Origin of the sequence: Pantanalinema rosaneae CENA516 (genome assembly GCF_050753385.1) — a bacterium.
Lineage (GTDB): Bacteria > Cyanobacteriota > Cyanobacteriia > Leptolyngbyales > Leptolyngbyaceae > Pantanalinema > Pantanalinema rosaneae.
Window position 1 is genome coordinate 12,242 of record NZ_JBLZFZ010000068.1, and the last position, 25,610, is coordinate 37,851.

The following is a 25,610-nucleotide window of genomic DNA, read 5'->3' on the forward strand; positions in this document are numbered from 1 at the left end:
ATGACCGCAGAAGAACGAAGACTGGAACAAGATCGTACCCGTCAGGCTTACTGGCGGCGCTGGGGCCCCTATGTGAGCGATCGCCAATGGGGCACTGTGCGAGAAGATTACAGTAGTGATGGTAATGCCTGGACATACTTTCCCCATGACCATGCCCGATCGCGAGCTTACCGTTGGGGGGAAGATGGCATTGCCGGAATTTCAGACAATCACCAACGCCTATGTTTTGCGATCGCGCTCTGGAATGAACAAGATCCTATCTTAAAGGAGCGGTTTTTTGGCTTAACAGGTCCGGAAGGCAATCATGGGGAAGATGTCAAAGAGTATTATTTTTACCTTGATAACACTCCCAGCCATGCCTACATGAAGTGCCTGTATAAGTATCCTCAACAGGCGTTTCCTTATACACGATTAGTGGAGGAAAATCAGCAACGCGGCTACCACGATCCTGAGTTTGAGTTAATCGACACCGGCATTTTTGATCACAATCAATATTTTGATGTTTTTGTCGAATACGCTAAACATACGGATGAAGATATTCTGATTCAACTCTCGGTAGTGAATCGTGCTTCAGTCGCCAAAACAGTCCATCTCTTACCCACACTGTGGTTTCGCAATACCTGGGCATGGGATCAGAACAGTCAGAAGCCAGAATTACGCCAAATCCAATCCCAAGCGCCCACTCAGATTGTACAGGCAAGTCATCCCAGTTTGGGCGATCGCTGGTTGTATTGTCTTAACCCAGATGCCCTCCTATTTACGGAGAATGAAACCAATCAGCAGCGATTGTTTGGGATAGAGAATTCCTCCCCCTATGTTAAAGATGGCATCAATGATTACATCGTTCATGGCAATCAGTTTGCAATCAATTCAGATCAAGTTGGCACTAAAGTTGCTGCCCATTATACGTTGACGATCGCTCCGAAAGAAACCTGTACCGTGTGGTTACGCTTAGCCGATTGCCCGGATTTAGCCCAACCCTTTAACCAGGAATTTGAACACATTTTCCAACAACGTCAGCAGGAAGCCGACGAATTCTATCATCGCATTACCCCGCAACAGGAGTCTGAGGATACCCGACGTGTTCAACGGCAGGCGTTTGCAGGGCTGTTATGGACGAAGCAATTCTATCATTACGTGGTCGAAGATTGGCTCAGAGGCGATCCAAACCAACCTGCCCCCGATCGCACCTATCCGCGCAACCAGGAGTGGATTCATCTGTTTAATGATGACATTCTTTCCATGCCGGACAAATGGGAGTTTCCCTGGTTCGCCGCCTGGGATCTGGCATTTCACTGCATTCCCCTGGCAATGATTGATCCGGACTTTGCCAAACGCCAGTTAGATCGACTGACGCGGGAATGGTATATGCACCCGAATGGACAAATTCCTGCCTACGAATGGCATTTCAGCGATGTGAACCCTCCGGTGCATGCCTGGGGCACCTGGCGGATTTATCAAATTGAGCAGGAGTTATACGGACGCAGGGATACCGACTTTTTGGAGCGTGTCTTTCAAAAATTGCTGCTGAACTTTACCTGGTGGGTCAACCAAAAAGATAATAATGGCAACAACATTTTTCAGGGTGGCTTTTTAGGGTTGGACAACATTGGTATCTTCGATCGCAGTGCTGAACTGCCAACTGGGGGCTATTTGGAACAATCCGATGCCACCAGTTGGATGGGTATGTATTGTTTGAATATGCTGGCGATCGCTCTGGAACTGGCTAAAACGAATCCTAGCTATGAGGATATTGCCAGTAAATTCTTTGAGCATTTCCTGTATATCACGGATGCAATGAACCATGTTGGCGAAACGAATGTGCCCCTCTGGGATGAGACGGATCAGTTCTTCTACGATGTCTTACACTTACCCGATGATCAGCATCATTATTTGCGTGTGCGATCGATGGTGGGGCTAGTGCCACTGTTTGCCACCGAAATTTTAGAACTATCCACACTCGATGACTTTGCTGATTTCAAACGTCGCTTTCAATGGTTTATTGACCATCGCCCCAACTTACAGCGCAATATCGCGTCCTTAGACGTGCCTGGAGAGCAAGCGAGACGGCTGTTAGCCATTATTAGTCCGCCTGAACGGCTCAAACCCATTCTGCAACGCCTGCTGGATGAAACAGAATTTCTCAGTCCCTACGGTGTGCGATCGCTCTCAAAAATCCATGCCGATCGTCCCTATACGTTTAACGTGGATGGTGATCAACATACCATTGCCTATGAACCTGCCGAATCAACCACAGGCATGTTTGGCGGAAACTCTAACTGGCGGGGGCCAATCTGGCTGCCAATGAACTTCCTGTTGATCGAATCGCTGCAAAAATTCCATACCTATTTGGGCGATGATTTCAAAGTGGAATGTCCTACGGGATCTGGACAGTGGATGACCTTAGCGGAAGTCGCGACTGAGCTATCCCAGCGCTTGATGAGTATTTTTCTGCAAAACACGGCGGGTAATCGTCCAGTTCATGGGGGGTGTTCAATGTTCCAGAAAAATCCTGATTGGCGCAATCTCCCCTTGTTTTACGAATACTTCAATGGGGACAATGGCGCTGGCTTAGGCGCAAATCATCAAACGGGATGGACGGGGCTAGTGGCTACGTTGATTCATTATTGCAGCGATCGCTCATCTTCCTCGATCCAAACTCCTACCTCTGAATTGATTGCTTCCTCGTTATCCTAGCGATCGCGATTAAGGCTGTTGCCCCCTTACATCCTCCAAAAAAGCAGGGTGGTTTCATTCGCCGTTTCGTTGACACCTCTAATATCAACCTCATCAATACCATCAATCAATAAACAAACCTTGCCTTGGACACACATTTGCTGAAACAGCTTCTGGGTAGCGGCATTAGCATCCGGTATCAATACGTCAAGCCAATTGTTCAGGATGAATGCTTCCAAGTTACTTAAATTGGAAGCATTCCGATAGCACTGCGATAGAGAGATCCAAATTGGGAGATACCCAAGTTTGTTTGCCAGCTACAGGGCAGGATGTTGCATGCGGGTTGCAATTGCTGTCTGGCTTTCCAGCATTTGCTCTAGTATCCAGATGAGGCGTTTGCGATTGGCTAAAGGCAAGGTCGGCTACAAGGGCAGGACTATTGACTCGATGGACGGGGGCTTGACTGGCTCGGGCATATTGCACCTTCCTGTTTGGCTAGTGCTGATTCTAGCAACTACCTCTACCACTCGCAGCAATCCCTCAAGACTCAGTGTGGGAGGAAATCCTTTTGTGTTTATGGAGGTATTGTGACTGCCGCATTGAGAATTGTTTTTGGACAGCAAGTCAGGAGCCTTCGAGTTGGAAGATTCGCGTTTGCGCCTCCCTATCCAACATCGATCGGCAGTTGAACTGAGGCACGAACCGATTCAATATAGCGGTCAAATTGGGCTGGAAATTGGATTTCATGTCTTGTCACCCCATTGCAAGCAGTACAGTAAATCATCCCACTTGTGCTTTCAGTTCACCCTACACTTCATCCTAACTGCATAAGCATTGCCAAACTATCTATATTCTTGTCTCAGTCAGGATTGAATCTGACATAAGCATAGAGCTTAGTAGCTGATTAGTATACCGCTACTACTAGTTAGCTCTGAGCTGGTGCTGTAGTTTAGCCCTCAAACATGGTATATGCTAACTTCAGTTTCCCCTACTCTTAAGACCCTTGAGATACCTGATGCATCATTGCGATCGTCTTTGGAGAGTACTGACGGAATACAGGCAGATCACTCAATATTTTCGTTTCCATCCCATTACCGCCTCAATGAGGTATTTCAGTTCATTGAACGTCATTACCAACAGTCTATAACCCTGTGTCAGGTTGCCTGTGCTGTTGGCTACTCTCCCGCTTATTTGACCGACTGGGTACGGCGGGAAACGGGAAAAACCGTTAACAACTGGATTATTGAGCGTCGCCTGGTAGAAGCCTGTCGTCTTCTATTAAAGACGGAACAGACGGTCAATCAAATTGCGGAAAGTGTGGGCTATCAAAATCCCGGGTACTTCTTTCGCCAATTTCGTCAGCGCTATGGCATGTCCCCTCAAGTATGGAGAAAGTTACATCGGCTATGAAATCCTTATCTTTGTGGTTTTACCCTGCCGCATGGTCGTTTACAACTCGACTCACGATCGCCATGTTGCTTGTATCTCTGCTTCCCTTAGTGCTAATCACTTACTCGGCAACACCTCTCATCAGTCAGCATTACTTATGGAGTATAGGGGTGGGCATTGCTAGCAGTTCATTGTTAATATCCTATATCCTGGTCAAGCCAATTCGTCTACTCACTAAAACTGCCCACTTGTTGGAACGGGGTCATTTTGCGACTGCGACGTTAACGAAAGTCTTACATACCCCCAACGATTTAGGGGTGTTAGCTCGGGCTTTCTCCCAGTTGATGGTAACAGTGAAGATGATTCAGGAACAGCAGATCAATCGGCATATTACAACTGTGTTGCTACAGGAACTAAATCATCGTGATCTAGACTGGCTGGAAAAAGTAGGGCAATATCGAGAACTTACCGCAGGCACTATTTTGATGTCAGATGGGCAGACGATTAAGTCATTACATCTTGTCCTAGAGGGTAGCTTGACGATCGAAGATACTCAACTGGAGAGTTCAGGATTAGTGCCAACAATCGATCTACGAGAAAATGAGTTCCATCAGTCAGAAATAATTCACTTTGGTGTTGGGGAAGTAGTTGGTTGGGAATCATTTCTAGATAGCTTAACGACAACGACAGTCTATACAACTTCACAAACTCTAGTGCTATCTGTCTCCAAATCGCAATTGACTACTCAGTTAAAGCAAGATCTTGGATTTGCATCCCGGTTTTACCGAGCGATCGCTATCCTTCTATCTAATCGATTGCACAATATCAGTCAACATAGTTGCGATCGCTCGATCCAGGAGCAACCTGTGAAGGATGTACTATTTATGTTGAGCCGTTTTCATGATAGTGATATTGATTGGTTAGTAGCAATTGGTCAACGCCAAAAAATTCCGGCTCACACAATTCTAATTCAGCAGGGCAGACCGATAGATGCCTTGTATATCCTGCTAGATGGAACTCTCACTGTTTCTACATCAGACACAATTTGTAATCCCTTCATGCGGGCTTTTTCAACTCAAACTAATTGCGCTGTGCCTGGACAAATTATTACCAGATTGTCAAAGGGAGAAATTGTCGGCGAAACTCCGTTTTTGAAAGCTGATTTACCATCTACTACAGTCACAGCTTGGCAAGATGCGATCGTTCTTTCCATTCCCCGTCAGCAGTTAATCGTCAAGCTCTATCAAGATGTCGGGTTTGCAGCTCGTTTTTATCAGGTACTAGCCCATCTAATGCACGATCGCCTACAGGAAGTGTGGTATCGCTTGGGCTATGTCAGGTCACTAAATCACCCATCTTTCAACCCGTCCGAAGCGGCTACATTAAAAGATGAACTCGATGATCGATCGCTGGATCAAATGGCATTAGCTGGAACGCGATTTGACTGGATGCTCAGACGTTTACAAGGTGCTGAACTCATTTGATGCGCGATCGAATCAGGTACTAAAACTATCATTAATGGGCTCAACTTCTCTCTCAGTCCTCTTTAGGGAACCTCTACTCTGAGCCATCTGAGCCAGAAAATTGATCTCTTGGTCAACTCAACTAAGTCTTCAAAGTCCCATAACATCATGGGATTTAGGAGACTTTTTTGATAGGCTGATTGACATAAAAATCTGTTTGATTCATCAGAGTTTCTAACGGCAAGAAAAGCTTAAATAAGAGGTTATATCTATAGTCAAATCCTTTTCTAATTTTCCTTTAAAATACAAGAAAGAACGAGAAAACTATTTGTCAATTTTACTCAAATCGTTATTTTTTAAATCTAAAAATTGTGCATTGTGATTATCATTTAGCCTGTTTATAGTTAGAGTATCAGGAACGAAAGAGAAGCAAGACATTCTTGAAGCTCTTATCTAACCTGTAAATAACTCACATAAGGAGAAAGAAAATGTCTGATTTTGAAGTGAAGCATGCTCTCTCATCTGATTCTGAAAGCCTGGAGCTGAATGACACTGAACTGAATGCTATTAGCGGCGGTTGCGGTGATAACTTTGTTGACCGAGCGATCAAAAAAGCTGACCGATGGTTACATACGGATGACGGTCCAAATGTAGCCCGGAAGGTAAGTGGTGCAATCAACAAAGTCAAAAGCTGGCTCTAAGCTAGATAGACCAGGTTAACTGAACCCGATGGTTAATAGGTGAATATCCTCTTTAGCCATCGGGTTTCCTAGTGAGTTCCAGCTCGAAATAGACTCTAAATTTGAACCACCATAGCAATCTTAGAGAGATTTCAAGCTGGGAATTACACCTTTCAACTTTGAAAAACTAATTGCGATCATGGAGGATGAAAATGCGACTTCAACATCAATTAGACTATAACCTTTATCGTTTGGGGTGGCGGCATGGTTTACACGGCAATCTACCCAGGTTTTTACATCTATCACTGAGTCTTTTTCTCTTGTATCGACGAGGTTTTATCGAAGGCTCTCAATGGATCGAAGAGTATTACCAAAACAAAAAATCTCAAAAATATCATCTAAACCACTAAAGATTGTAGGTCATGAACATGGTGACTCAAAAGCGAGATTTGTTTCGTCAGGAATCGCTAGAACGTTTATCCTCACCAGAGCGACTAGATCAATTGATGCAAGTTGTTAACCCAAAAAGTTGGTTACCATTAGCATCCCTGGGAATTGTGGTTGGTAGCGCTCTGATCTGGAGTATATATGGACGAATTCCTGTAACGATCGAGGGGCAAGGTGTCTTAGTATTTCCCAGTCAGGTCGTGTCACTGCAATCCAAAAGTTCAGGGCAACTGATATCACTTAATGTCAAAGTCGGAGATCAAGTCAAAAAGGGTCAGGTATTAGGCACGATCGACCAGTCAGAATTACACAAGCAATTGCAACAGCAACGGCGTAAATTAACAGTATTACAGTCTCAGGATCAAGCTGTTGGTTCACTCCAGGGACTCCGCAATGAGCAAGAACGCCATTTTATTCAGCAGCAACGCCAATACTTGCGACGGCGAATTCAAGAATTACAAGAACTCTCTCCTCTGCTAGAGTCTACTAGCGGACAATCAATTCAAGAACAACGCCAGAGTCTACAACAACGACTAAAGCAAGCTCAGTTAATGTCACCCATCTATCAAGAGCGTTTACAAATTCGTCAGCAATTGTTTGCAGAACGGATTATCACTCATGATGTTTTGCTAGAGGCACAGATCCAAGTTCAACAAAACCGAGACACGATCGCCGAGACCCAGGCTCAGTTAAAGCAACTCACGGCTAAAGCGACGGAACAGGAGAAAAGTAATCGTGATAACTTTACCTCGATCGGGGATGTCCAAGCCCAATTGAAGGAATTAGATAGTCGAGAGGCGAACCTGGCTCAACAGAACTTAGAAGCATCCACGAACCGTCAAAAAGAGATGCAAGAAACCCAACGAGAAATTGCTCAACTAGAGCTGAAACTGAGGAATAATAGTGCAATTGTTAGTCAGCATAGTGGACGAATTTTAGAGATTGCCGTGAATCCAGGGCAAGTGATTGAAGCGGGTACTCGGCTAGGCAGTATTGAAACAGAACTTCGCTCCAGTAATTTGATGGGCATGTCCTATTTCACGATCGCAGACGGCAAGAAAATCCAACCAGGAATGACAATTCAGGTGACACCGCAAACCGTGAAACGGGAACAATTTGGTGGCATCGTTGGTACAGTAACGGCGATTTCTGAGTTTCCAGTGACAACGGAAGCTGCCGCTAGTGTCGTTGGCAATCCTGAAGTGGTCAAAGGGCTGGTTGCTGATAAACAGGATGGTGTAATTCAGGTCGTTGCTGATCTGAAACCTGATGCTCATACCCAGAGTGGCTATGCCTGGTCTTCTTCCCAAGGTCCCTCCCTGAAGCTATCTTCTGGAACGACGACAACGGTGCGAGTCACAGTGGAAGAACGAGCGCCAATTACCTTTGTTCTACCGATTCTGAGGTCTTACAGTGGGATTTACTAAGTTCTCCTCAAATTTATCGCCAAAATTGCAGCCATTCCCTCTACCCGGACGATCGCGCCGCGCTAAAACTCCAACCCTGCTACAAATGGAAGCGGTAGAATGTGGAGCCGCTGCTCTAGGCATTATCTTGGGATACTATGGTCGGATTGTTCCCTTAGCGGAACTGCGATCGGAGTGTGGTGTATCGCGAGATGGCAGTAAAGCGGGGAATATTCTCAAAGCCGCTCAACATTATGGGTTAGTTGCCAAAGGCTACAAGCAAGAGATCGAGCAACTCCAGCAACTCACCCCCCCATATATTGTGTTTTGGAACTTTAACCATTTCCTGGTGGTTGAGGGATTTAGTCAGCGCCGAGTGTATTTGAATGACCCCGCTACAGGCCCTCGATCGGTTTCCCTGGCAGAATTTAATGAAGCCTATACGGGAGTTGTGCTGGTGATGCAACCCGGTACAGGCTGGGTTAAAGGAGGGCGTAAGCCCAGTATGGTTTTAGCGTTATGGGAGCGGTTACGCAGTTCAGTTGGGGCATTGGTCTACTGCATCTTAACGGGATTGTTATTGACGATCGCGGGGATGGCAATTCCGGTGTTTAGTCAGGTGTTTGTTGATGAGATTCTAATTCACAATCGACAACAGTGGCTACGTCCGTTATTAATGGCGATGCTGCTGACAACCATACTTCAGGGACTCCTAACATTACTCCGATTACGCTATTTACGCCGATTAAAAATTAAATTATCGGTTGGCATGTCCAGTCGCTTCCTCTGGCATATTCTCCGGTTGCCGATTGGATTTTACGCTCAACGATTTGCCGGTGATATCAGCAATCGAACAATGTTAAATGATCAGGTTGCTGAAGTATTGTCTGGGAAATTAGCAATGACAGCGATCGATGTTGTCATGATTACTTTCTATGCTTTAGTCATGCTGCAATACGATCGTGTATTAACCGCCATTAGTATTGGGTTTGCAGCTATCAATCTTTTGACGTTGCGGTGGCTCTCTCGCCAGCGGGTTGATACTAACCAGCGGCTCATGCAGGAGTACGGGAAGGTCGCTGGTACATCGATCGCAGCACTCCAGAGTATTGAAACGATCAAAGCCTCTGGGTTGGAAGGAGATTTTTTTGCTCGCTGGGCAGGATACTACACCAAAGCGATCAATTCTCAGCAGGAATTGGGTGTTGCGAATCAAACTTTTTCTGTATTACCAACGCTCCTATCTGCTCTAGCCTCGATGTTGTTACTGGTCGTGGGTGGTTTCCGGGTGATCAACGGACATCTCAGTATCGGTATGTTAGTCGCATTTCAAGGTCTGATGCAAAACTTCCTCGCACCTGTCAACAATCTGATCAACTTTGGCAGTGCGCTACAAGATTTAGAAGGTAATCTAATCCGCTTAGATGATGTTCTCAGCAACCCGATCGATCCTCAAGTCCAATCCTTTGCTCAACCCATCGCTCCCTCCCCTTCTCTCCCTGCCGCATCGACTCGCCTCCAGGGTGCGATCGAGCTTCGTAATATCAGCTTTAGCTACAGCCGTTTAGCCGAACCATTAATTGAAAACTTTAACCTGACGATCGCACCCGGACAGCGAGTGGCTCTAGTGGGTGGGAGTGGTTCTGGCAAGTCCACCATTGCCAAACTGGTGATTGGGATGTATGAACCGACTGCTGGAGAAATCTGTTTTGATCGCATCCCTCGCACTCAGATTCCGCGCCAGATTCTGACCAATTCGATCGCGATGGTGGAACAGGATATTCTCCTATTTGGTGGAACCGTCAGAGAGAATTTGACCCTATGGGATGCTACAGTTTCCGAGCAACATTTGGTCAAAGCCTGTCAGGATGCGGCGATTCATGAGGTGATTTTGTCCCTTCCCGGCGGCTATGATGCAGAACTCATGGAAGGAGCAATCAATTTAAGTGGTGGGCAGCGACAACGGTTAGAAATTGCCAGAGCGTTAGTCAATAATCCCAGCATCCTGGTAATGGATGAAGCCACCAGTGCGTTAGATGCAGAGACGGAGCGCATCATCGATCGCAATCTGCGGCTACGGGGCTGTACCTGCTTGATTGTGGCGCATCGATTAAGCACCATTCGCGACTGTGATGAGATTATTGTGCTAGAGCAGGGCAAAGTGGTACAACGCGGTACCCATCAGGAGCTATGGCAGGTTGCAGGAGTATATTCAAGCCTAATTCGGACAGAAGGCTCTTGCATGTAGCCCCCCAATGAGACTTTTACAGGAAAATTATCATGCAAACCTTAACAACGGCGGCAATTCTGCCAGGGGATTATCAGCGAGTTGATGGCAGTCAAACAATTTTGCTCGATCGTCCCAACACGATATGGATAATTCAATCGGGATCAGTGGCATTATTTGCCGGGACGATCGCCGCAGGGACGATCGTGGGTCGGCGACGCTACTTGTTTACGGCTCAAGCTGGAGAAGCATTATTTGGTACAGTCAGCCATACAAGTGATCCGCATAATTATCAGATGTTGGCAATTCCAGTGGAGGAAACTGCGTTATTACGAGTTGATCTGACCACTGTGAGTCAGTGCGTTCCCGAGGCTGATGTTGAAATACATAGGCTACTTCATCAATGGATTCAACATCTGGGGACAACGTTAACATCAATGATAATCCCAACAACTTCAGTGATAGGCGCTGCGTCGAGCCGCTACTCGCTTAATCCAGGGCAAGCCTTACAACCACAAACTAATACTGTGATCTGGATACAGGTGCAGCAGGGATGCTTACATTGGCTAGGTCTGGAGACATTAGCCGTTGACTCAGACACAGGTCTATTTCCTCTCAGCGATCGCATGTGGTTACAGGCAGAAGCGGCTGTGCAGGTCACGACCTATTCAACAAGTAACATCAGCTACCTGAATCAATGGTTAACTGGCGTATCCCAACTGCATTGCCATCTATTAGCTTGGCTCGATCATCTAGCCCAACAAGAAGCGGTAGCAGAATTACAGCGCTTGCAAGCTCAACAACGGCTGAATCAACAAGTGACGACTACCGCCTTAGGTGAACTCGCGGCAACATTAGGCACTCAGGATTTGACGTATCTGGCTAAGGATTCGCCACTGTTAGTTGCGGCAGGAGCGATCGGGAGAACGTTAGGAGTCACCATTCGTCCTCTCGCGAAATCGGAAGATTTGAGACGGGTGCAAGATCCCCTAGAAGCTCTAATGCGAGCCTCTAAGGTTAGAATGCGGCAAGTGCTATTGCGCGATCGCTGGTGGCAGAAAGATAACGGGGTATTAGCGGCGTATCGGCAGTCAGATCAACAGTTGGTGGTATTGTTACCTAGGGCAACTGGGTATGAACTATTTGATCCAGTTGAACAAACGCAGAGGCGCGTGGATGCCGCGATCGCCGCCACTCTGGCTCCCAAGGCGGCTATGTTCTACCGTCCGTTACCTGATCATCCAGTGAATGCGCTAGCCTTACTGCAATTTGCGCTCAAAGGGTGTCTACGGGATATTTTGGTGATTGTGCTCACCGGGATCGCAGCGACCTTGTTAGGTATGTTAACCCCGCAGGCTACCGCAATTCTGATTGATCAGGCGATTCCAGATAGCGATCGGGGTGTGTTACTGCAAGTGGGAGGAGGGTTGTTGATTGCCGCGATCGGAACCGCGTTGTTTCGGATTGCTCAAGGTCTAGCCATTCTGCGGGTGGAAACAATGTCTGATGTCGCCACCCAAGCCGCCGTCTGGAATCGGTTACTGAGTTTGCCCGTCTCCTTTTTTCGCCAGTACACCACAGGCGATCTGCAATCCCGTGTGACTTCGATCAGCCAAATTCGCCGCCGATTGAGTGGCAATACCATGATCAATTTGATCAGTGCATTGTTCGCTCTGTTGAATCTAGGACTATTGTTACATTACAGTATCCAATTAGCGCTGGTTGCGGTTGGTGTAGCAGTTATCACGATCGCTGTAACGACTCTAACCAGTGTCATCCTAATTCGTAAAATCAATCCGTTACTGGAACTCCAGGGGGCTTTATTTGGACATACCGTTCAACTGATCAATGGCATTGCCAAACTGCGGATTGCTGGAGCAGAAGAACGGGCTTTCGCCACTTGGAGCAAACAATATAGTCAACAGGTCAAGCTCAGTCTCAGTAGCCAGCGCAGTGAAGACCTCTTGGTTGCGTTTAATACTATGATGCCCACCCTAACCTCTGCCATGCTATTTGGGCTGACGATGCCGTTGTTAACAGCGGCTCATCCGGCGGGCACAACGGGGTTAACCGTGGGAACCTTCCTGGCATTCAACGCTGCCTTTCATGCCTTTATGGATGGAGCGACAGACCTGAGTAATATTGCTACCGATGTGCTACAAGTGCTTCCGCAAGCCCAACGAGCCCAGCCGATTCTTGACACGATTCCAGAAGTTAATCTCAGTAAGACCGATCCTGGTCAACTGACAGGAAAAATTGCTGTTGATCATGTGATCTTTCGCTACCGGAGTGATGGTGCATTAGTGTTAGATGATGTTAGCCTTCAGGCAGAACCCGGAGAATTTATTGCATTGGTCGGTGGATCGGGCAGTGGTAAATCGACGTTATTTCGGCTATTGCTAGGGTTTGAAACGCCAGGATCGGGAGCAATTTACTACGATGGTCAGGATTTAGCTGGGCTAGATGTTGATGCGGTTCGCCGTCAGTTAGGTGTGGTATTGCAGTCTGGGCGGATGATGTCTGCCTCAATTTTTGAGAATATTGCCAGTGGTGCTCAGATCACCCTGGATGAAGCCTGGGAAGCGGCTCGGATGGCTGGTTTTGCTGAGGATGTGGCGGCGATGCCAATGGCAATGCATACTGTGGTTAGTGAAGGGGGGAGTAATTTATCCGGTGGTCAGCGCCAACGATTACTAATTGCGCGGGCATTAGTTTTGAAACCGCAGATTTTGTTGTTTGATGAAGCCACGAGTGCTTTAGATAACCGGACTCAGGCGATCGTCAGTGAAAGCCTCGATCACTTAAAGGTCACTCGTTTCGTCATTGCCCATCGGCTTAGTACCATTCGCCATGCGGATCGGATTTATGTGTTACAAGCTGGTCGTATCATTCAACACGGTTCCTTCGGGGAACTAGCTGCTCAGGATGGATTGTTTGCTCAATTAATGGCGCGGCAAACCGGATAACTGCATAAGCTCCAAACTTGATCCTGTATTCATTCAAGAGATTGCCTAAAAAGGATTGATTGGTATCTGGTTGTCTACCTACTTAGCAAGGTTTCAAGCTCATGGGTGAATCGTCAAACTACTGGAAGCTAGTGCGATTGGATGCTGCTAGCGATAGCAGGGGGTACAAAGTTCAGCCACTTGCGATCGCGCGAGGATATTTTCAGACCCACTTTCCGGGGTTCGTGGAGTGCTTAACAGTGGCGGATCAATCCGTCCAAGCCCAACTATGGTCTTATATCAATGTGCTGCCCCATCCTGGCGGCACCGAAGCCGAACTTTGCCTCCGGTGTTATGTATCCCATGCCATCCTGAAAGCCTGTGCCAAACGGGCTCGCTTATTTAGCAGTGGAAATCGCTTTACCTACCGGGATTTACTCCCCTTTGTTTTGGATGATGATGGTTGTTTACCGTTAGGTCACTATGTCCCCTTTGCCGTGGAATTGGTGCGCTCCTTTCGCCCCGAGCATCACTGTAGTTTGGCAGGTTGGACGGATTTCCGGGTACGGCGACATCCTGAACTGAATCACTTTTTGCTGGAATGTGGATTGCAATTTATTACCGACTGGGCATTACTGAATAAATCCAATCCCAGGCATCTAGAGCCTCCAGAGCGAGACATTTTGGAGGTGTTCCATGCCATCTATCGGCGCGATCGCTTACGCTACCATCGTAGCCATCGGCAGCCCTGTTCTCAGCCTACTCCTGAACAACTGACCACAATGCTGCGATCGCTACGAGAACGGCAGGTTGTCCTTGCTACGTCCCAAGATTTACTCAGTTACCTCCGCCAAATCGCCAGCCACTTACGCCAAGCGCAACTTTGGGGACGTAGAGGTACTCCCCTGGCTGAATCCCTGGAAGTGACGAATCCCTATACCGGGGAAACCCAGTTGCGGGAGGTGGCGGACTTAAGTACCCCCATGACTCCCGAAGAAGCAGAACGCTTGGATTTACAAGCTTTTTGTCATCAACAATTATTAGCCTGTCTGGATGCAGCGATTCAACGCAGTATCTGCGATCGCCTGACCACCTTAAAACGCAGTAAACGCCGATCGCATCTGGCAGAAAAACTCCAACCAGCCCTGCGATTACTGTACTTTGAGCATAAATCCCAAACTGAAATCGCCACCTTATTAAATATGACCGATCAGTACGAAGTCAGTCGCCTATTAGACCTCAAATCGCTACTGGGCAATATTCGGCACTGGACACGAGAACAACTCCTCACCTGCCTGTTAGATAAGGCTAGACAGTTGCAATTAGTGCAAGATCCTTTACCACCGAGTTATCTAAGTAACTTGATTCAACACGTTGATGGTGTCATTGATGAAACGATCTTTCGAGCGGCGGCGGCAGAAACTCGGGCGAGTAAAAACCGGACGTTTAACAGTTTATATGCTCAACGATTTTGCTTAATGTTAGATGCCTTACACAGTGTACCGAGCAAGTGATGCCAGGAATGACCCCATGATTAACTCAATCAGTGCTGCTTTACCCCGATCGCTGGATTTATTGACCTTACAAGAGGCGGTGATTGAACTGGAGATTGAACAGTGCGATCGCGCCATGCACCTCAGTCAATCTGCCCGCACCGAAGCAGACCAATGGCAAGCTTACATCAATCTCCTGGCGATCGAGGGCTTGGAACATTGGCTCAACACCCACCTTGATCCTGGCGCGATCGCCGCATCGCAGTGTTGGATATTACAACCAAGCTATGCACATTTCCTGTCCTCTGTGAGTCATTTAGAAATCAATGGATTTCGGCTATGTTTAATTGTGACTGAAAGTATTGGAGAAGAGTGGATCGCTGTTCCCAGAGCCGTATTCGATGTTCCAGAATTTACCGCTCATTTTTATGTACTGATAGAAGTCCAGGAAGAACAAGCCCAGGTGATTGTGCGGGGTTGTCTCCGTCATGATCAGTGGCTTCAGATGCAACAGGTAACCAACGTAACAGTCGATGTTAGCTGGCACTATTCTCTGGCGCTGGATTGGTTCGATCCCGACTTTAGCCATCTATTAGCTTGGTTACGTTTCCTGGCTCCTGGCTCCTTACCCTTACCTGTAGCGATACCATCGATCCGGCAGCAACTGGCTCCGATTCAGGCTGAACTAGCCCAGCAGTTGCCCACCCTCGACTTGAATCAACCGATCGCGGAACAGTTGGATTGGAAACATGGATCTGTTCTGCTGACCTGCCCCCCGCTACTGAATGTGTTAACACAACTACGAACTAATGCTGAACCAACGACGATCGCAACGCACATTGCCACAACGCTGACTCAACTGACTCAACAAGTCGTTAATGTTTGGTATTGGTCTCATCACACGATCGATCGCTTGCAGTTCCCCCTGGACTGGTCGATGCCACAATTGCTAGTCACCCCTGGGGCAATGCGGCGCACCACCGACAAATTAACTATTGCGATCGCTGATTTAATCCAACGGCAGAGACTTACTATACCGACCCAAGCCCAGTATGCCAGCCACCGATTAGCACAGACTAATCTGCAAGTCGGCATTGTCACCTGGTTGTTGCCGGATGCAGATTGGGCCTTGTTGGTGATTTTGGTCGCAGAACCGGGAAGTACAATTCCTGTAGGAACTCGCTTACAGGTAGGTGTGACAACCATCCTGACAGAGGTTGTGCTGACCAGTCAGGATCTCTATCTTTATACCTTACTTGAAGGGAATCAAACGGAAGAATTTGTCATTACCATTCTGTTACCAAATGCATTACCGTTAACATTACCCCCGATCGTTTGTCAGGCAGGATCAGCATGATGCTACTTCGATCGCCGTTTCGCCTCCGAGTTCGCCGAGTTGATCAATCTTGCTTGTTTGATCTGATGGATGCAACTGGGCGCGAGTTAACAGCGACCATACCTTATGAGCCAACTCTGACTCACCTATACCAGACCTGGCAGCAAATTTACCGCCAGCGCTATCAACTGAGTAGTCGCGCTAGAGTCAGTCATCAGGGCGGGAGTGGCACTCCTACCACCTATGATTGGGATCAGGAATTACGGTTAGCGGAAACAGCTTTGTTACAAGCCTTTCATCATTGGTTAGGTCGGGCAGAGTTACTGGACATTCGTGGTTGCCTGCAACAAGCCCTTGCCCAAGCGGGCACAACCCAGCTAGACAGCGATTCTCCCCTCGATCTACTGCTGGAATGTAGTCCCTTGGAGTTAGCCCGATTACCCTGGGAAACTTGGACATTGCCCTCTAGTCAGACGACGAACGATCGCCTGCGAATTGCTCGCACGATTACCACGGAGCTAATCAATCTACCCATCCCTCCCAGTCATCGCCGGAAGCTGAGAGTTTTGGCAGTGTTTGGTGATGCGGCTGAGCTAAAGCCCGAGCGGGATCATCAGGCATTATGCGATCTCGCTCCCTTTGCCGACATTGTTCCCTTTTACTGTCAGAGTGATTCCCAGCTAGTGAATGGCTCAATTGACGTGAAACAGAAACTGGCTGAAGCGATCGCCGATGAACGAGGCTGGGACATCCTGTTTTTCGCTGGGCATAGTGATGAATCTGCCACAATGGGCGGCAAGTTGGAATTGCGTCGGGGTGTCACACTATCGCTGTGGGAAATCGAACCTCAATTGACGATCGCTAAACAGCGAGGCTTGCGACTGGCAATCTTCAATTCCTGCTCTGGCTTGGATCTTGCCGCAGCCTTGATTCAGCTAGGAGTGAGCCAGGTGGTTGTGATGCGGGAGCAAATTCATGATGACGTTGCTCACACCTTTTTACAGCAACTCTGTCAGCGATTGGTCGCCTGTCAGGATATTCATACCGCTCTGCAAGGCAGCTGTGATTACTTGGCAACTGAGCAAATTTCTTACCCCTCAGCCTATTTAGTGCCCTCGTTATTCTGTCATCCCGATCCTCAGGCGGCTCTATTTCAACTTGAACCATCCCGTTGGAAACGGCTTTGGCAAGGGTGGCAACCGACTTGGCGAGAGGTCATGATGCTAGGAACTATAACGCTCTTGAGTTTGATCACTCCAATCCGAGAAAGCTTGTCTGAGTACCGCTATTGGGCAACTGCCATTTACCGTCACACGACGCAGCAACTCCCTGCCACCACTCAGCCCCCAGTGACGATCGTCGCGATTGACCAAGCTTCGATCGAACGGCATGGAATTGATAGTTATAAAGTCAAACCGATTGATCGCACCTATTTAGCTAAAATCATCGATCGCTTACGGCAATTAAACGTGCGGGTGATTGGAGTAGATTATTTTCTCGATGGCACAACTACGGTTGATCAACCGCTACAAACCAGTTTAAACACGGCAATTCAACAAGCAACCTGGTTTGTGTTTGCAACCCGTTTAAACGATACTGGGCAACCGATTCGCATCAGTCCACAGTTAGTCAATTCACGCTCAATTCTGCACGGAACGATCGAAATTTTGGACTGGAATCTGATGCAACCCAATCGGCTCGATTGTAATCAAGTATGTCCCTTTGCTTATCAGATCGCCCTGGCGCATCGGTTGCACCAATTACCCACTACTTATGGAGCGCCCCACCCCGCATTACAACTGACAAACTCCTTGCAAACTCAAGTGACCGCCTATCTCAACTTTCATTCTCCTACGGCGATCAGTCCGATAGTCCCCTCTGCTGCCCCGATGGGACTCACTCCAATCCTTGATTTTTCCCTTCCTCCCAATCGCGTGTATCAGCATATTGCGGCCTGGGAATTTCTAGAGCGCCCTTTGCAAGATCCAACCTTGCAAGCCTTGCAATCGCAAGCAGTAATCATCGCATCAGGAGGGTATGATCAAGCTGATGATAACTTCCCTGTACCTCTAGCGATCGAGTTTTGGCGATCGCTAAATCGCTCATTCAGCCCTAATCGCTCCCAGGTATTTACTGGTGGAGAAGCCCATGCCTACACGGTACATCACTGGTTAAAGCATCATCGCGTTTGGCAAATTCCCGATCTTTGGCTAATTGGTATTGCGGCGATTCTGGGCAAAGGCATGCAAGGTCAGTTACTGACTCAGACTTCACTCCAGCGCCGTCGATCGCAGATTGGATTGATTGGAGCAATGATTGTTTATGGATTGATTACTTTACAAAGTTATCTTTCCTTAGCAGTTTTGTTACCCTGGTTCTTTCCCTCAGCCCTATTTTGGAGTTATCTCTTACCTCAACGTAAATCATAACAACCTCGATCGTTACTTTCCTCAAGCCCTCCGGAGGATGACAATATGCCTTTTTCCACATCTTTATTCTCAGTGCTATTCAGTGCTGGAGTATTCCTTGTAACCAGTTTGCCAGTTGCGGTTGCGATACCCAATCAGCCCACTGTATCAGGTTGGCAACAACTGAAAGACCTGTTTGGGCCTCGGCGGCGACGGGGCGGTACTCGCGGTGGCTTTTGTTTAATTACCCCCGGTTATCGCGGGGAACCCATTTGGAGCGATCGTCCGTTATTGGTTTGGCAAAAACCGAACCAATCGCTCAAACGGATTGAGATCCGTACCAATGACCAAACCGTTGTGTGGAGCCAAAATCTGCCTAGCACAGCTCAAACGATCGCTTACCAGGGTACAGCCCTTCAGCCCCACCAGACGTATCAAGTTGTTCTTTATAACACCCAGGATCAACCCCTGATCAAAGTGGACTATCTGCTACCACAATTTACGCTTGTGTCAGCCGCAGAGCGTCAAAGAGTACAGCAGGAACTACTCCAAATCGAGCATAAGCTGAAAGCTCAAGCTTCAACCGTTGAAGCGATCGCCCTAAACCGCGCGACTTACTTTGTGCAAAACCAGTATTGGTCAGATGCGCTGCAAACCCTTTACTCAGTCCCCCATCCCTCGCCGGAGCTAATTCAGCTTCTGGCAGCCATCGAGGCTGAAGCCTGTGGGTTATCATCCAGGCTAGAGGGATAATCGCCATGCCAGGATCAGCGATCGGACGAAATTGCCAATACCTGCTAGGAGCCACCGTTTGGCTGATCAGCTTGACCCAATCTACTGCATTAGTTCAGGCTCAACCTATTGTTCCAGCCAATGATGGAACAGGAACACAGGTGAACTTAACTGGCAACCAATTTAATATCACTGGAGGACAACGTTCCCGAGATGGAGCCAATCTATTTCATAGCTTTCAACAATTTGGGCTTAACACGCATCAAATTGCTAACTTTTTGGCTGACCCAAATCTGCGTAATATTCTTGGTCGGGTGGTGGGTGGAGGAGCCTCACAAATCGATGGGCTGCTGCAAATCATGGGTGGCAATGCTAATCTTTACCTGATGAATCCAGCAGGAATAATTTTTGGCACCAATGCTCGGTTAAATGTACCTGCTGCATTTACTGCCACAACCGCTAGTGGTATTGGTATTGGCGCTCAGTGGTTCAATGCGATTGGCAATCATGATTATGCTGCATTGATTGGCACTCCGCACAGCTTTGCTTTTACCATGTCCCAGCCAGGTAGCATAATCAATGCTGGTCACTTAGCTGTGACTGAGGGACAAAACTTGACCTTATTGGCGGGAACGATCGTCAGTACAGGAACCCTTGCTGCACCGGGAGGTCAGATTACGGTTGCGACCGTTCCGGGTACGAGGCTGGTGCGCTTGAGCCAATCTGGGAACCCCTTAAGTTTGGAAATTCAACCAATTCAACCCAGTACGATCGCGAACTCGGCGGTATTTCCGTTCGAGCCACCTGCTTTATCGCAATTATTAACCGGAGGAAACGTCAATCACGCAACTGGAATCACGCTTGGTTCCCCTGGAGAGGTCATCCTCACAGGATCGGGGTTACGGATAGAGGCAGGAGATCTAATAGCGCGATCGACGATCGCCCAATCTACCACCTTATCTGCCAGCCATAATTTGACTTTAGTGGCTAGCCAGTTACAAACTACCCATACCTTGCATCTTTTGGCTGAACAGACCGTACAAATCCGCGATAGTACCACTGTGCCCTTTGTCGCTCAGGTCGGTGGAGATCTAACGATTCAGGGGAAGCACAGCATTGATATTCTGGCATTGGCTCACCCAATCACTCCATTCGTCAGTGGTGGGAATTTAACGTTAATCAGTAGCGGGACTATTTCTGGAGATGCTCACTTTGCCAGTGGTGGTCATTTCATGATTCGTAATCTGGCGGGTGAACCAGGTCACTTGGTTAGCCTCTATGATCCCATCATTCGTTCTAACAGTAATGTCATATTAGGCAACTACACGGGGGCAGCTTTAAAGGTAGAAGCGGTAGGTAGTATTACAACTGGCAATATCACAATCACGTCACCCGATCTAGCCTCTGCTATTCCAACTACTGATCCTGATTTTACAGCATTAACGACCCGTCGAGCCTTAATTTTGCGGGCTGGTCTACCGACTGTAGAGCCACCATTACTTGTAGGTGACACCCCTGACTTCACTACAACTGCACCCACTCAGCCAGCCACAATTACTACTGGCAACCTGAATACATCATCCTTAGACGGCAGTGGGGGGCCGATCGTTCTATCAGCTCCCGGAACTATCCAGACGGGTACAATCAATACCGTATCGGATGGCACAGTACCCGGAGATAGTGGTGCCGTGACCCTCGATTCGCAAAACGGCGCGATCGCAACGGGCACGATTATCAGCTTTAAAGGTACAGGTACTCAACCGGGTAATGGTGGCAATGTTACTTTAACTGCGCAAAATGACATTACGGTTAATGGCACAGCGATTGATGGAGCAGACAACGGGGCAATTAATGCGGGGAGTGGAGGACAGGGTAAAGCTGGGGCAGTGACATTGACCAGTCGGAATGGAGCGATCGCTATTAATGGCGACAACAATTCCCTCCGCCGGGTTTTAGCCCGATCAGATAATGGTGATGGTGGAGTCGTTAATTTCCAAGCCAGAAACAACATTCTCACTGGCAATGTAGAAACAGCCTCAACTCAAAATGGGAGTGGTGGTAGTATCGCGCTAACCAGTGATGTGGGTACTGTCACTACTGGCAACCTCAACTCCACTGGAACGGCTAACGGTGGAGCCATTAGTCTGAATGCTCCCGTGGGTAGTGTAACAACAGGCTCAATTACTCTAGGTTCTCCAACCGGAAATGGTGGTGAGTTGACGGTGAATGCGGCTCAAACAATTGACCTGAGTGTAGGTATTACGGCTAATGGCGCTAATTTATTCCTGGGCAGCCAAACGACTCCTGATCTGCTCTTGTTACCTACCACGATCGTAACCGCAGGAGGTGACTTTAGCTTACGACTGAATCGAGATTTTATCCTGAGTAGTGCAATTACTACCGCTGGGGGAGATGTTTCCTTATCTAGTGCTGGTAATTTAACCATTACCGAAGCCATTCAGACTCAAGGTGGCAGTATTAACTTGAGTGGAGCTACTTTAACGGCAGCCAATCTAGATACTGGTTCGAATGCTAATGGGGGTACAATCAACCTGACGGCAACGAATGGCAACTTAACGACAGGGGATTTAACGACTGCAAGTAGTTCTGGTTTTGGTGGTGATCTTACCCTCACAGCAAACCTGGGAGCAATTAGTAGTAGTAATCTAACTACTTCAGGTGTATCTAGGGGTGGTGCAGTCACTATTTCTGCCCGCGATCGCATTACTACGGAAGCAATTAATTCCAGTGCTACTGTCGGCAATGGGGGTAACGTAACGCTTGATCCAGAGGGCGATATTCAAGTCAGTTCGATTAATGCTCAGGGAGGTACAACCGGACAAGGAGGAAATGTTGACATTACAACAGAGCGATTCTTTCGGGCAACAGATCGCTTTAGCGATCGCAATGGTATTTCTGCCAGCATTTCTACGGCAGGCGGCGATCGGGGAGGATCGATCATGATTCGGCATGGCGGAGGTGTTCAGAATATTCCATTTACAGTTGGTCAAGCATCAGTGAACGGTACGGTTGGAGCTATTACTACGGGGACTGAGAACACAATTTTCTCGGGTTCGTTTCCGGGAATTTATCAACAAGGTCGTACCCCCAGCGATATTCAGCTAGTCACACTTCAACTAGAATCTCCACCTCAAAGTGATATTTGGGAGCAGTTCTCACTGGATGAACTACTATCTACGTTTAGGTTCAATCGTAATTCGATACTACCTGAGGAACGATATACCCGGGAACATGAGCTAATGCTGGGGATTCAGGGCACTCGAATTAAAACCCTGGAAGCCATTCAGCAAGAACTGATTCAAATTGAACAAGCCGTTGGCATTAAACCTGCCATCATTTACACCGTGTTTGTTCCCGAATTTCTTACCTATACGAATACACCAGATCACTTTTTAACAACCTCATCAGTAATTCAAATTACGCCTCAGGAAAGTGACCAGCTTGCCTTGATTTTAGTAACAGCTAAGGGTAAAGTCATTGGTAGACGCATTGTGGCAGCCACCCGTGCTAAAGTCCGGGCAACCGCACAAGCTTTTCTGGCGTTAAATAACCAAAAATTTCCCCTAGAGTCAGCCACTCGTTCTGAAGCAGAAACAATTACTAGAACCTTCCGGAGTATCGGGCATCTCACACCCAACAGCTATCTCAAAGCGGCTCAACAACTGTATCAGTGGTTGGTCACTCCGTTGAAGCCTGATTTAGATCGGGAACAGGTAAACAATCTGGTTTATATCATGGACAGTGGTTTACTGCGATCGCTGCCATTAGCTGCCTTACATGACGGGCAACGATTTTTGATTGAAGAATATAGTGTTAGTCTAATGCCTAGTATGAGCTTGACTGACACACGCTATGTCAATCTTAGAAATGTTCAAGTTTTAGCCATGGGGGCTGAAATCTTTCAGCGCGATCAGGCACAAACACCGCTGCCATTTGCTCCTGTAGAATCCATCACTATTACTCCCATCCTTTGGCAAGGAGAGGTTTTTCTCAATCAAGCCTTCACGTTAGCACAATTCGATCAACAACGTAATCAACAGCGTTATGGCATTGTGCATTTAGCAACTCATGCTGAATTTGATCAAGCCAGTCCTGCCAGTTCCTATCTACAATTCTGGGATGAGAGGCTCGATTTCCAGAAATTACGTCAGTTGAATTTGAGTAAACCACCTATTGAGCTAATGGCATTAAGTGCTTGCCAAACTGCTATAGGTAGCGAGTTTGATGAGTTTGGGATAGCTGGATTATCGATTCAATTGGGAGTAAAGTCTTCATTAGCAAGCCTATGGAATGTGGATGATTTGGCAACCTTTATGCTAATGACTCAGTTTTACCACCATTTAAATCAGTCAATCATCAAAGCAGACGCTTTACGTCAAGCCCAATTAGCACTGTTAAACCAACAGCATCAGATTATCCTAACGTTACTAGAGCAACAGGAACGGACGACAGGTTCACCATTAATTGACCCAAAAACCTTAGCAGATACGCTGAAAATCATTCAAGTTGAGGACTTCTCTCATCCCTACTATTGGGCAGGATTTACTCTGGTCGGTAATCCCTGGTAGAAAGCAAGAGTACTGAGGTGATTTTTGGGAAAGAAGATACCAACTTAAGTGGGTTGGATCAGGATATCCCACTTGGGCAACAACGGATTGCGTTCTAATCGTTTCTCCACTGCTTTCATGGCTGATTTGGAGAGCGAAAACCCTTTTTGGTAAACCCTCTGATTCAACTGAACAATGGGATGAATCCCTTTCCAGGTCAGGCTCATGTTTAAAGTGTGTGCAGAAGTAGATCGATGAAGTGGATATGGAGTTTCCCCATCACCTTGGTTTATCGTCGATGATCTGCTGGAAGTCTGCCACCTTTCAGCGTGGGGCAAAGTTGGAACCCCTATCTCCCGCATTACCAGGAGCCAGGTTAGGATACGTTCGTGGTCTGCATTCCACTGGATTCATTACTTACTACTAGCGTGACCGGAGTCGGAGACTCTTTTACGTGGGGATAGTGGGACAGATTCTACTGGGAGAGACGGCTCTCCACTCACTTGGGTGGATTAACTTTAATCCTCAAACACTCGACTTTCTACATCGCACCGCTTCAACGGGTAAGTCGTAGGGCGCAAAGAGTTCATTAGGACGGCGTTCGGCAAAGGTACGGAGGACGTGGGGGTCAGGGTCTGGTTGATGTACAGCAGGTGACCTGAGATGGGGGAATCTCCATGCCGCAAATTGATGGTTCCACTGGCTCATCCACTGACCGCTGAGGTCAAAAACAATGAAACGTCCGCGCATTGACTTGTTCTTTTGCAATCGATGCGTAACCAGAGTGAGCGCATGGAGTCTAGCTCCTACGATCGCCAGATCAATCGAAGCAGGCAAAGCAAACGGAACATCAACCATGAATCAAATCTAAAATGCGAGAATGATTATCATTTTAGTTGTATCATGGTCTAAGGTTTACCGCAAAGCCGACAAACCCCAGTCAGAGATGAGGAGTCAGTTAGAACTCGATGCAAACGTTGGATATTACTCTGGTTGCTGGTTCATCTGGTGCAGGCAAAACTACCTGGATACAACAGCAGATTCAGGCGATCGCTGACACTGCGATCTATCTCAGCTTAGGAGCGGATGAACCACTGATTGATGCCGCCTATCTGGCAGCAGAAGTTTCTGGACTCACGGTATTACCTGTCATCCAGCTAGCTGATTTTCTGGAGCGTCCTACAGTCGGACGTTCTATTTACCTGGAGTTAGGATTTCACATTGATCTGACCTCGCTCATTTTGCCTGATCAGGTAGCAGATTGCCGTCGAGTGGCTGTACTGCCACCCGGAACTCGTCACACCGAATGGCACGACTGGGCAGATCTGATTGTGACGGGTGCTGAAGCGAAATTTATGTTACAACACCCTCATCTTTGGCGTTCGGCGTTGTCGGGACAGGTGCTTGATCCTGCCAGTCTGAATACCTTTTGGTATGAACTAACGAATGGAGCTTATGGCACTGTTCAACGCGCCAAAGGCATTTTTGATATTGCCGATGGGCGATCGCTCTATTTTGACTTTGTGGCGGGACTCCCTGCAACTCCCCATCTAGAACTGAATCTACCGCTTTGCTTGAATGGCAGACCCGATCGGTTCAGTGGCATTGAAGTTGTCGGTGAAAGGCTGGATCAAGCGGCGATCGTGCAAACCATTAAAGAATGTTGTTTAGAAGACCATGTGATTGCGTACTACCAGAAACAGATGCGTGAGTTGGTAGGGAGTGGGGGGTAGGAAGTGGAAAGTAGGGAGGAGGGAGGAGGGAGTAAAGAGGAGGAAGTAGTGTCGTTTTCCCATTCCCATTCCCCATTCCCCATTCCCCCTGTCTCTTATACACATCT

At 47.6% G+C, this 25,610-nt stretch carries 15 protein-coding genes; 13 read left to right on the forward strand and 2 right to left on the reverse strand.

The window, feature by feature from the left end; genetic code table 11:
- The 12 genes from ACN4EK_RS27290 (at position 1) to ACN4EK_RS27345 (ending at position 23,791) form a co-directional block, all read left to right on the forward strand.
- A complete protein-coding gene (locus ACN4EK_RS27290) occupies positions 1-2,697 on the forward strand; it encodes an MGH1-like glycoside hydrolase domain-containing protein (protein WP_431661479.1) in 2,697 nt (898 codons plus the stop codon).
- Positions 2,698-3,711: 1,014 nt separating this feature from the next.
- Complete coding sequence (locus tag ACN4EK_RS27295) at positions 3,712-4,086, forward strand: helix-turn-helix transcriptional regulator (RefSeq protein ID WP_431661480.1); 375 nt, start codon at positions 3,712-3,714, stop codon at positions 4,084-4,086.
- Positions 4,083-5,549 (forward strand): cyclic nucleotide-binding domain-containing protein, encoded by a 1,467-nt coding sequence (locus ACN4EK_RS27300; protein ID WP_431661482.1) that lies wholly within the window; start codon positions 4,083-4,085, stop codon positions 5,547-5,549. The genes ACN4EK_RS27295 and ACN4EK_RS27300 overlap by 4 nt, the downstream gene beginning before the upstream one ends.
- 467 nt (positions 5,550-6,016) lie before the next feature.
- Positions 6,017-6,229 (forward strand): bacteriocin, encoded by a 213-nt coding sequence (locus tag ACN4EK_RS27305; RefSeq protein WP_431661484.1) that lies wholly within the window; start codon positions 6,017-6,019, stop codon positions 6,227-6,229.
- Between the two features lie 401 nt (positions 6,230-6,630).
- Complete coding sequence (locus ACN4EK_RS27310; RefSeq protein WP_431661486.1) at positions 6,631-8,082, forward strand: NHLP bacteriocin system secretion protein; 1,452 nt, start codon at positions 6,631-6,633, stop codon at positions 8,080-8,082.
- Positions 8,069-10,309, forward strand: a complete 2,241-nt coding sequence (locus tag ACN4EK_RS27315; RefSeq protein ID WP_431661488.1) for an NHLP family bacteriocin export ABC transporter peptidase/permease/ATPase subunit — start codon at positions 8,069-8,071, stop codon at positions 10,307-10,309. Before ACN4EK_RS27310 ends, ACN4EK_RS27315 begins: the two co-directional genes overlap by 14 nt.
- Before the next feature lie 32 nt (positions 10,310-10,341).
- A complete protein-coding gene (locus ACN4EK_RS27320) occupies positions 10,342-13,254 on the forward strand; it encodes an NHLP bacteriocin export ABC transporter permease/ATPase subunit (protein ID WP_431661490.1) in 2,913 nt (970 codons plus the stop codon).
- Positions 13,255-13,355: 101 nt separating this feature from the next.
- On the forward strand, positions 13,356-14,747 hold the full coding sequence (locus tag ACN4EK_RS27325) for a hypothetical protein (protein ID WP_431661491.1): 1,392 nt from the start codon (positions 13,356-13,358) through the stop codon (positions 14,745-14,747).
- Positions 14,748-14,763: 16 nt separating this feature from the next.
- A complete protein-coding gene (locus ACN4EK_RS27330; RefSeq protein WP_431661492.1) occupies positions 14,764-16,083 on the forward strand; it encodes a DUF1822 family protein in 1,320 nt (439 codons plus the stop codon).
- On the forward strand, positions 16,080-18,491 hold the full coding sequence (locus tag ACN4EK_RS27335) for a CHASE2 domain-containing protein (RefSeq protein WP_431661493.1): 2,412 nt from the start codon (positions 16,080-16,082) through the stop codon (positions 18,489-18,491). The genes ACN4EK_RS27330 and ACN4EK_RS27335 overlap by 4 nt, the downstream gene beginning before the upstream one ends.
- Positions 18,492-18,536: 45 nt before the next feature.
- Complete coding sequence (locus tag ACN4EK_RS27340) at positions 18,537-19,223, forward strand: hypothetical protein (RefSeq protein WP_431661494.1); 687 nt, start codon at positions 18,537-18,539, stop codon at positions 19,221-19,223.
- Positions 19,224-19,228: 5 nt separating this feature from the next.
- Positions 19,229-23,791 (forward strand): CHAT domain-containing protein, encoded by a 4,563-nt coding sequence (locus ACN4EK_RS27345; protein WP_431661495.1) that lies wholly within the window; start codon positions 19,229-19,231, stop codon positions 23,789-23,791.
- Positions 23,792-23,835: 44 nt separating this feature from the next.
- Here the strand turns inward: ACN4EK_RS27345 and ACN4EK_RS27350 are convergent, their stop codons facing one another.
- Complete coding sequence (locus ACN4EK_RS27350) at positions 23,836-23,997, reverse strand: ISAzo13-like element transposase-related protein (protein WP_431661496.1); 162 nt, start codon at positions 23,995-23,997, stop codon at positions 23,836-23,838.
- Positions 23,998-24,295: 298 nt separating this feature from the next.
- The gene (locus ACN4EK_RS27355) at positions 24,296-24,628 is read right to left on the reverse strand and encodes a hypothetical protein (protein WP_431661498.1); all 333 of its coding nucleotides are present in this window, start codon (positions 24,626-24,628) and stop codon (positions 24,296-24,298) included.
- Positions 24,629-24,738: 110 nt separating this feature from the next.
- Between ACN4EK_RS27355 and ACN4EK_RS27360 the strand changes: the two genes are divergently transcribed.
- Entirely contained in the window at positions 24,739-25,503 is a 765-nt protein-coding gene (locus ACN4EK_RS27360) for a CobW family GTP-binding protein (RefSeq protein WP_431661500.1), read from the forward strand.
- Positions 25,504-25,610 lie beyond the last annotated feature (107 nt).

Coding starts and splice junctions, on each gene's coding strand:
- ACN4EK_RS27335 (WP_431661493.1), top strand. CDS start 16,080: ATGATGCTACTTCGATCGCCGTTTCGCCTCCGAGTTCGCCGAGTTGAT.
- ACN4EK_RS27330 (WP_431661492.1), top strand. CDS start 14,764: ATGATTAACTCAATCAGTGCTGCTTTACCCCGATCGCTGGATTTATTG.
- ACN4EK_RS27355 (WP_431661498.1), bottom strand. CDS start 24,628: ATGGTTGATGTTCCGTTTGCTTTGCCTGCTTCGATTGATCTGGCGATC.
- ACN4EK_RS27290 (WP_431661479.1), top strand. CDS start 1: ATGACCGCAGAAGAACGAAGACTGGAACAAGATCGTACCCGTCAGGCT.
- ACN4EK_RS27310 (WP_431661486.1), top strand. CDS start 6,631: ATGAACATGGTGACTCAAAAGCGAGATTTGTTTCGTCAGGAATCGCTA.
- ACN4EK_RS27340 (WP_431661494.1), top strand. CDS start 18,537: ATGCCTTTTTCCACATCTTTATTCTCAGTGCTATTCAGTGCTGGAGTA.
- ACN4EK_RS27345 (WP_431661495.1), top strand. CDS start 19,229: ATGCCAGGATCAGCGATCGGACGAAATTGCCAATACCTGCTAGGAGCC.
- ACN4EK_RS27305 (WP_431661484.1), top strand. CDS start 6,017: ATGTCTGATTTTGAAGTGAAGCATGCTCTCTCATCTGATTCTGAAAGC.
- ACN4EK_RS27325 (WP_431661491.1), top strand. CDS start 13,356: ATGGGTGAATCGTCAAACTACTGGAAGCTAGTGCGATTGGATGCTGCT.
- ACN4EK_RS27300 (WP_431661482.1), top strand. CDS start 4,083: ATGAAATCCTTATCTTTGTGGTTTTACCCTGCCGCATGGTCGTTTACA.
- ACN4EK_RS27320 (WP_431661490.1), top strand. CDS start 10,342: ATGCAAACCTTAACAACGGCGGCAATTCTGCCAGGGGATTATCAGCGA.
- ACN4EK_RS27360 (WP_431661500.1), top strand. CDS start 24,739: ATGCAAACGTTGGATATTACTCTGGTTGCTGGTTCATCTGGTGCAGGC.
- ACN4EK_RS27350 (WP_431661496.1), bottom strand. CDS start 23,997: ATGAGCCTGACCTGGAAAGGGATTCATCCCATTGTTCAGTTGAATCAG.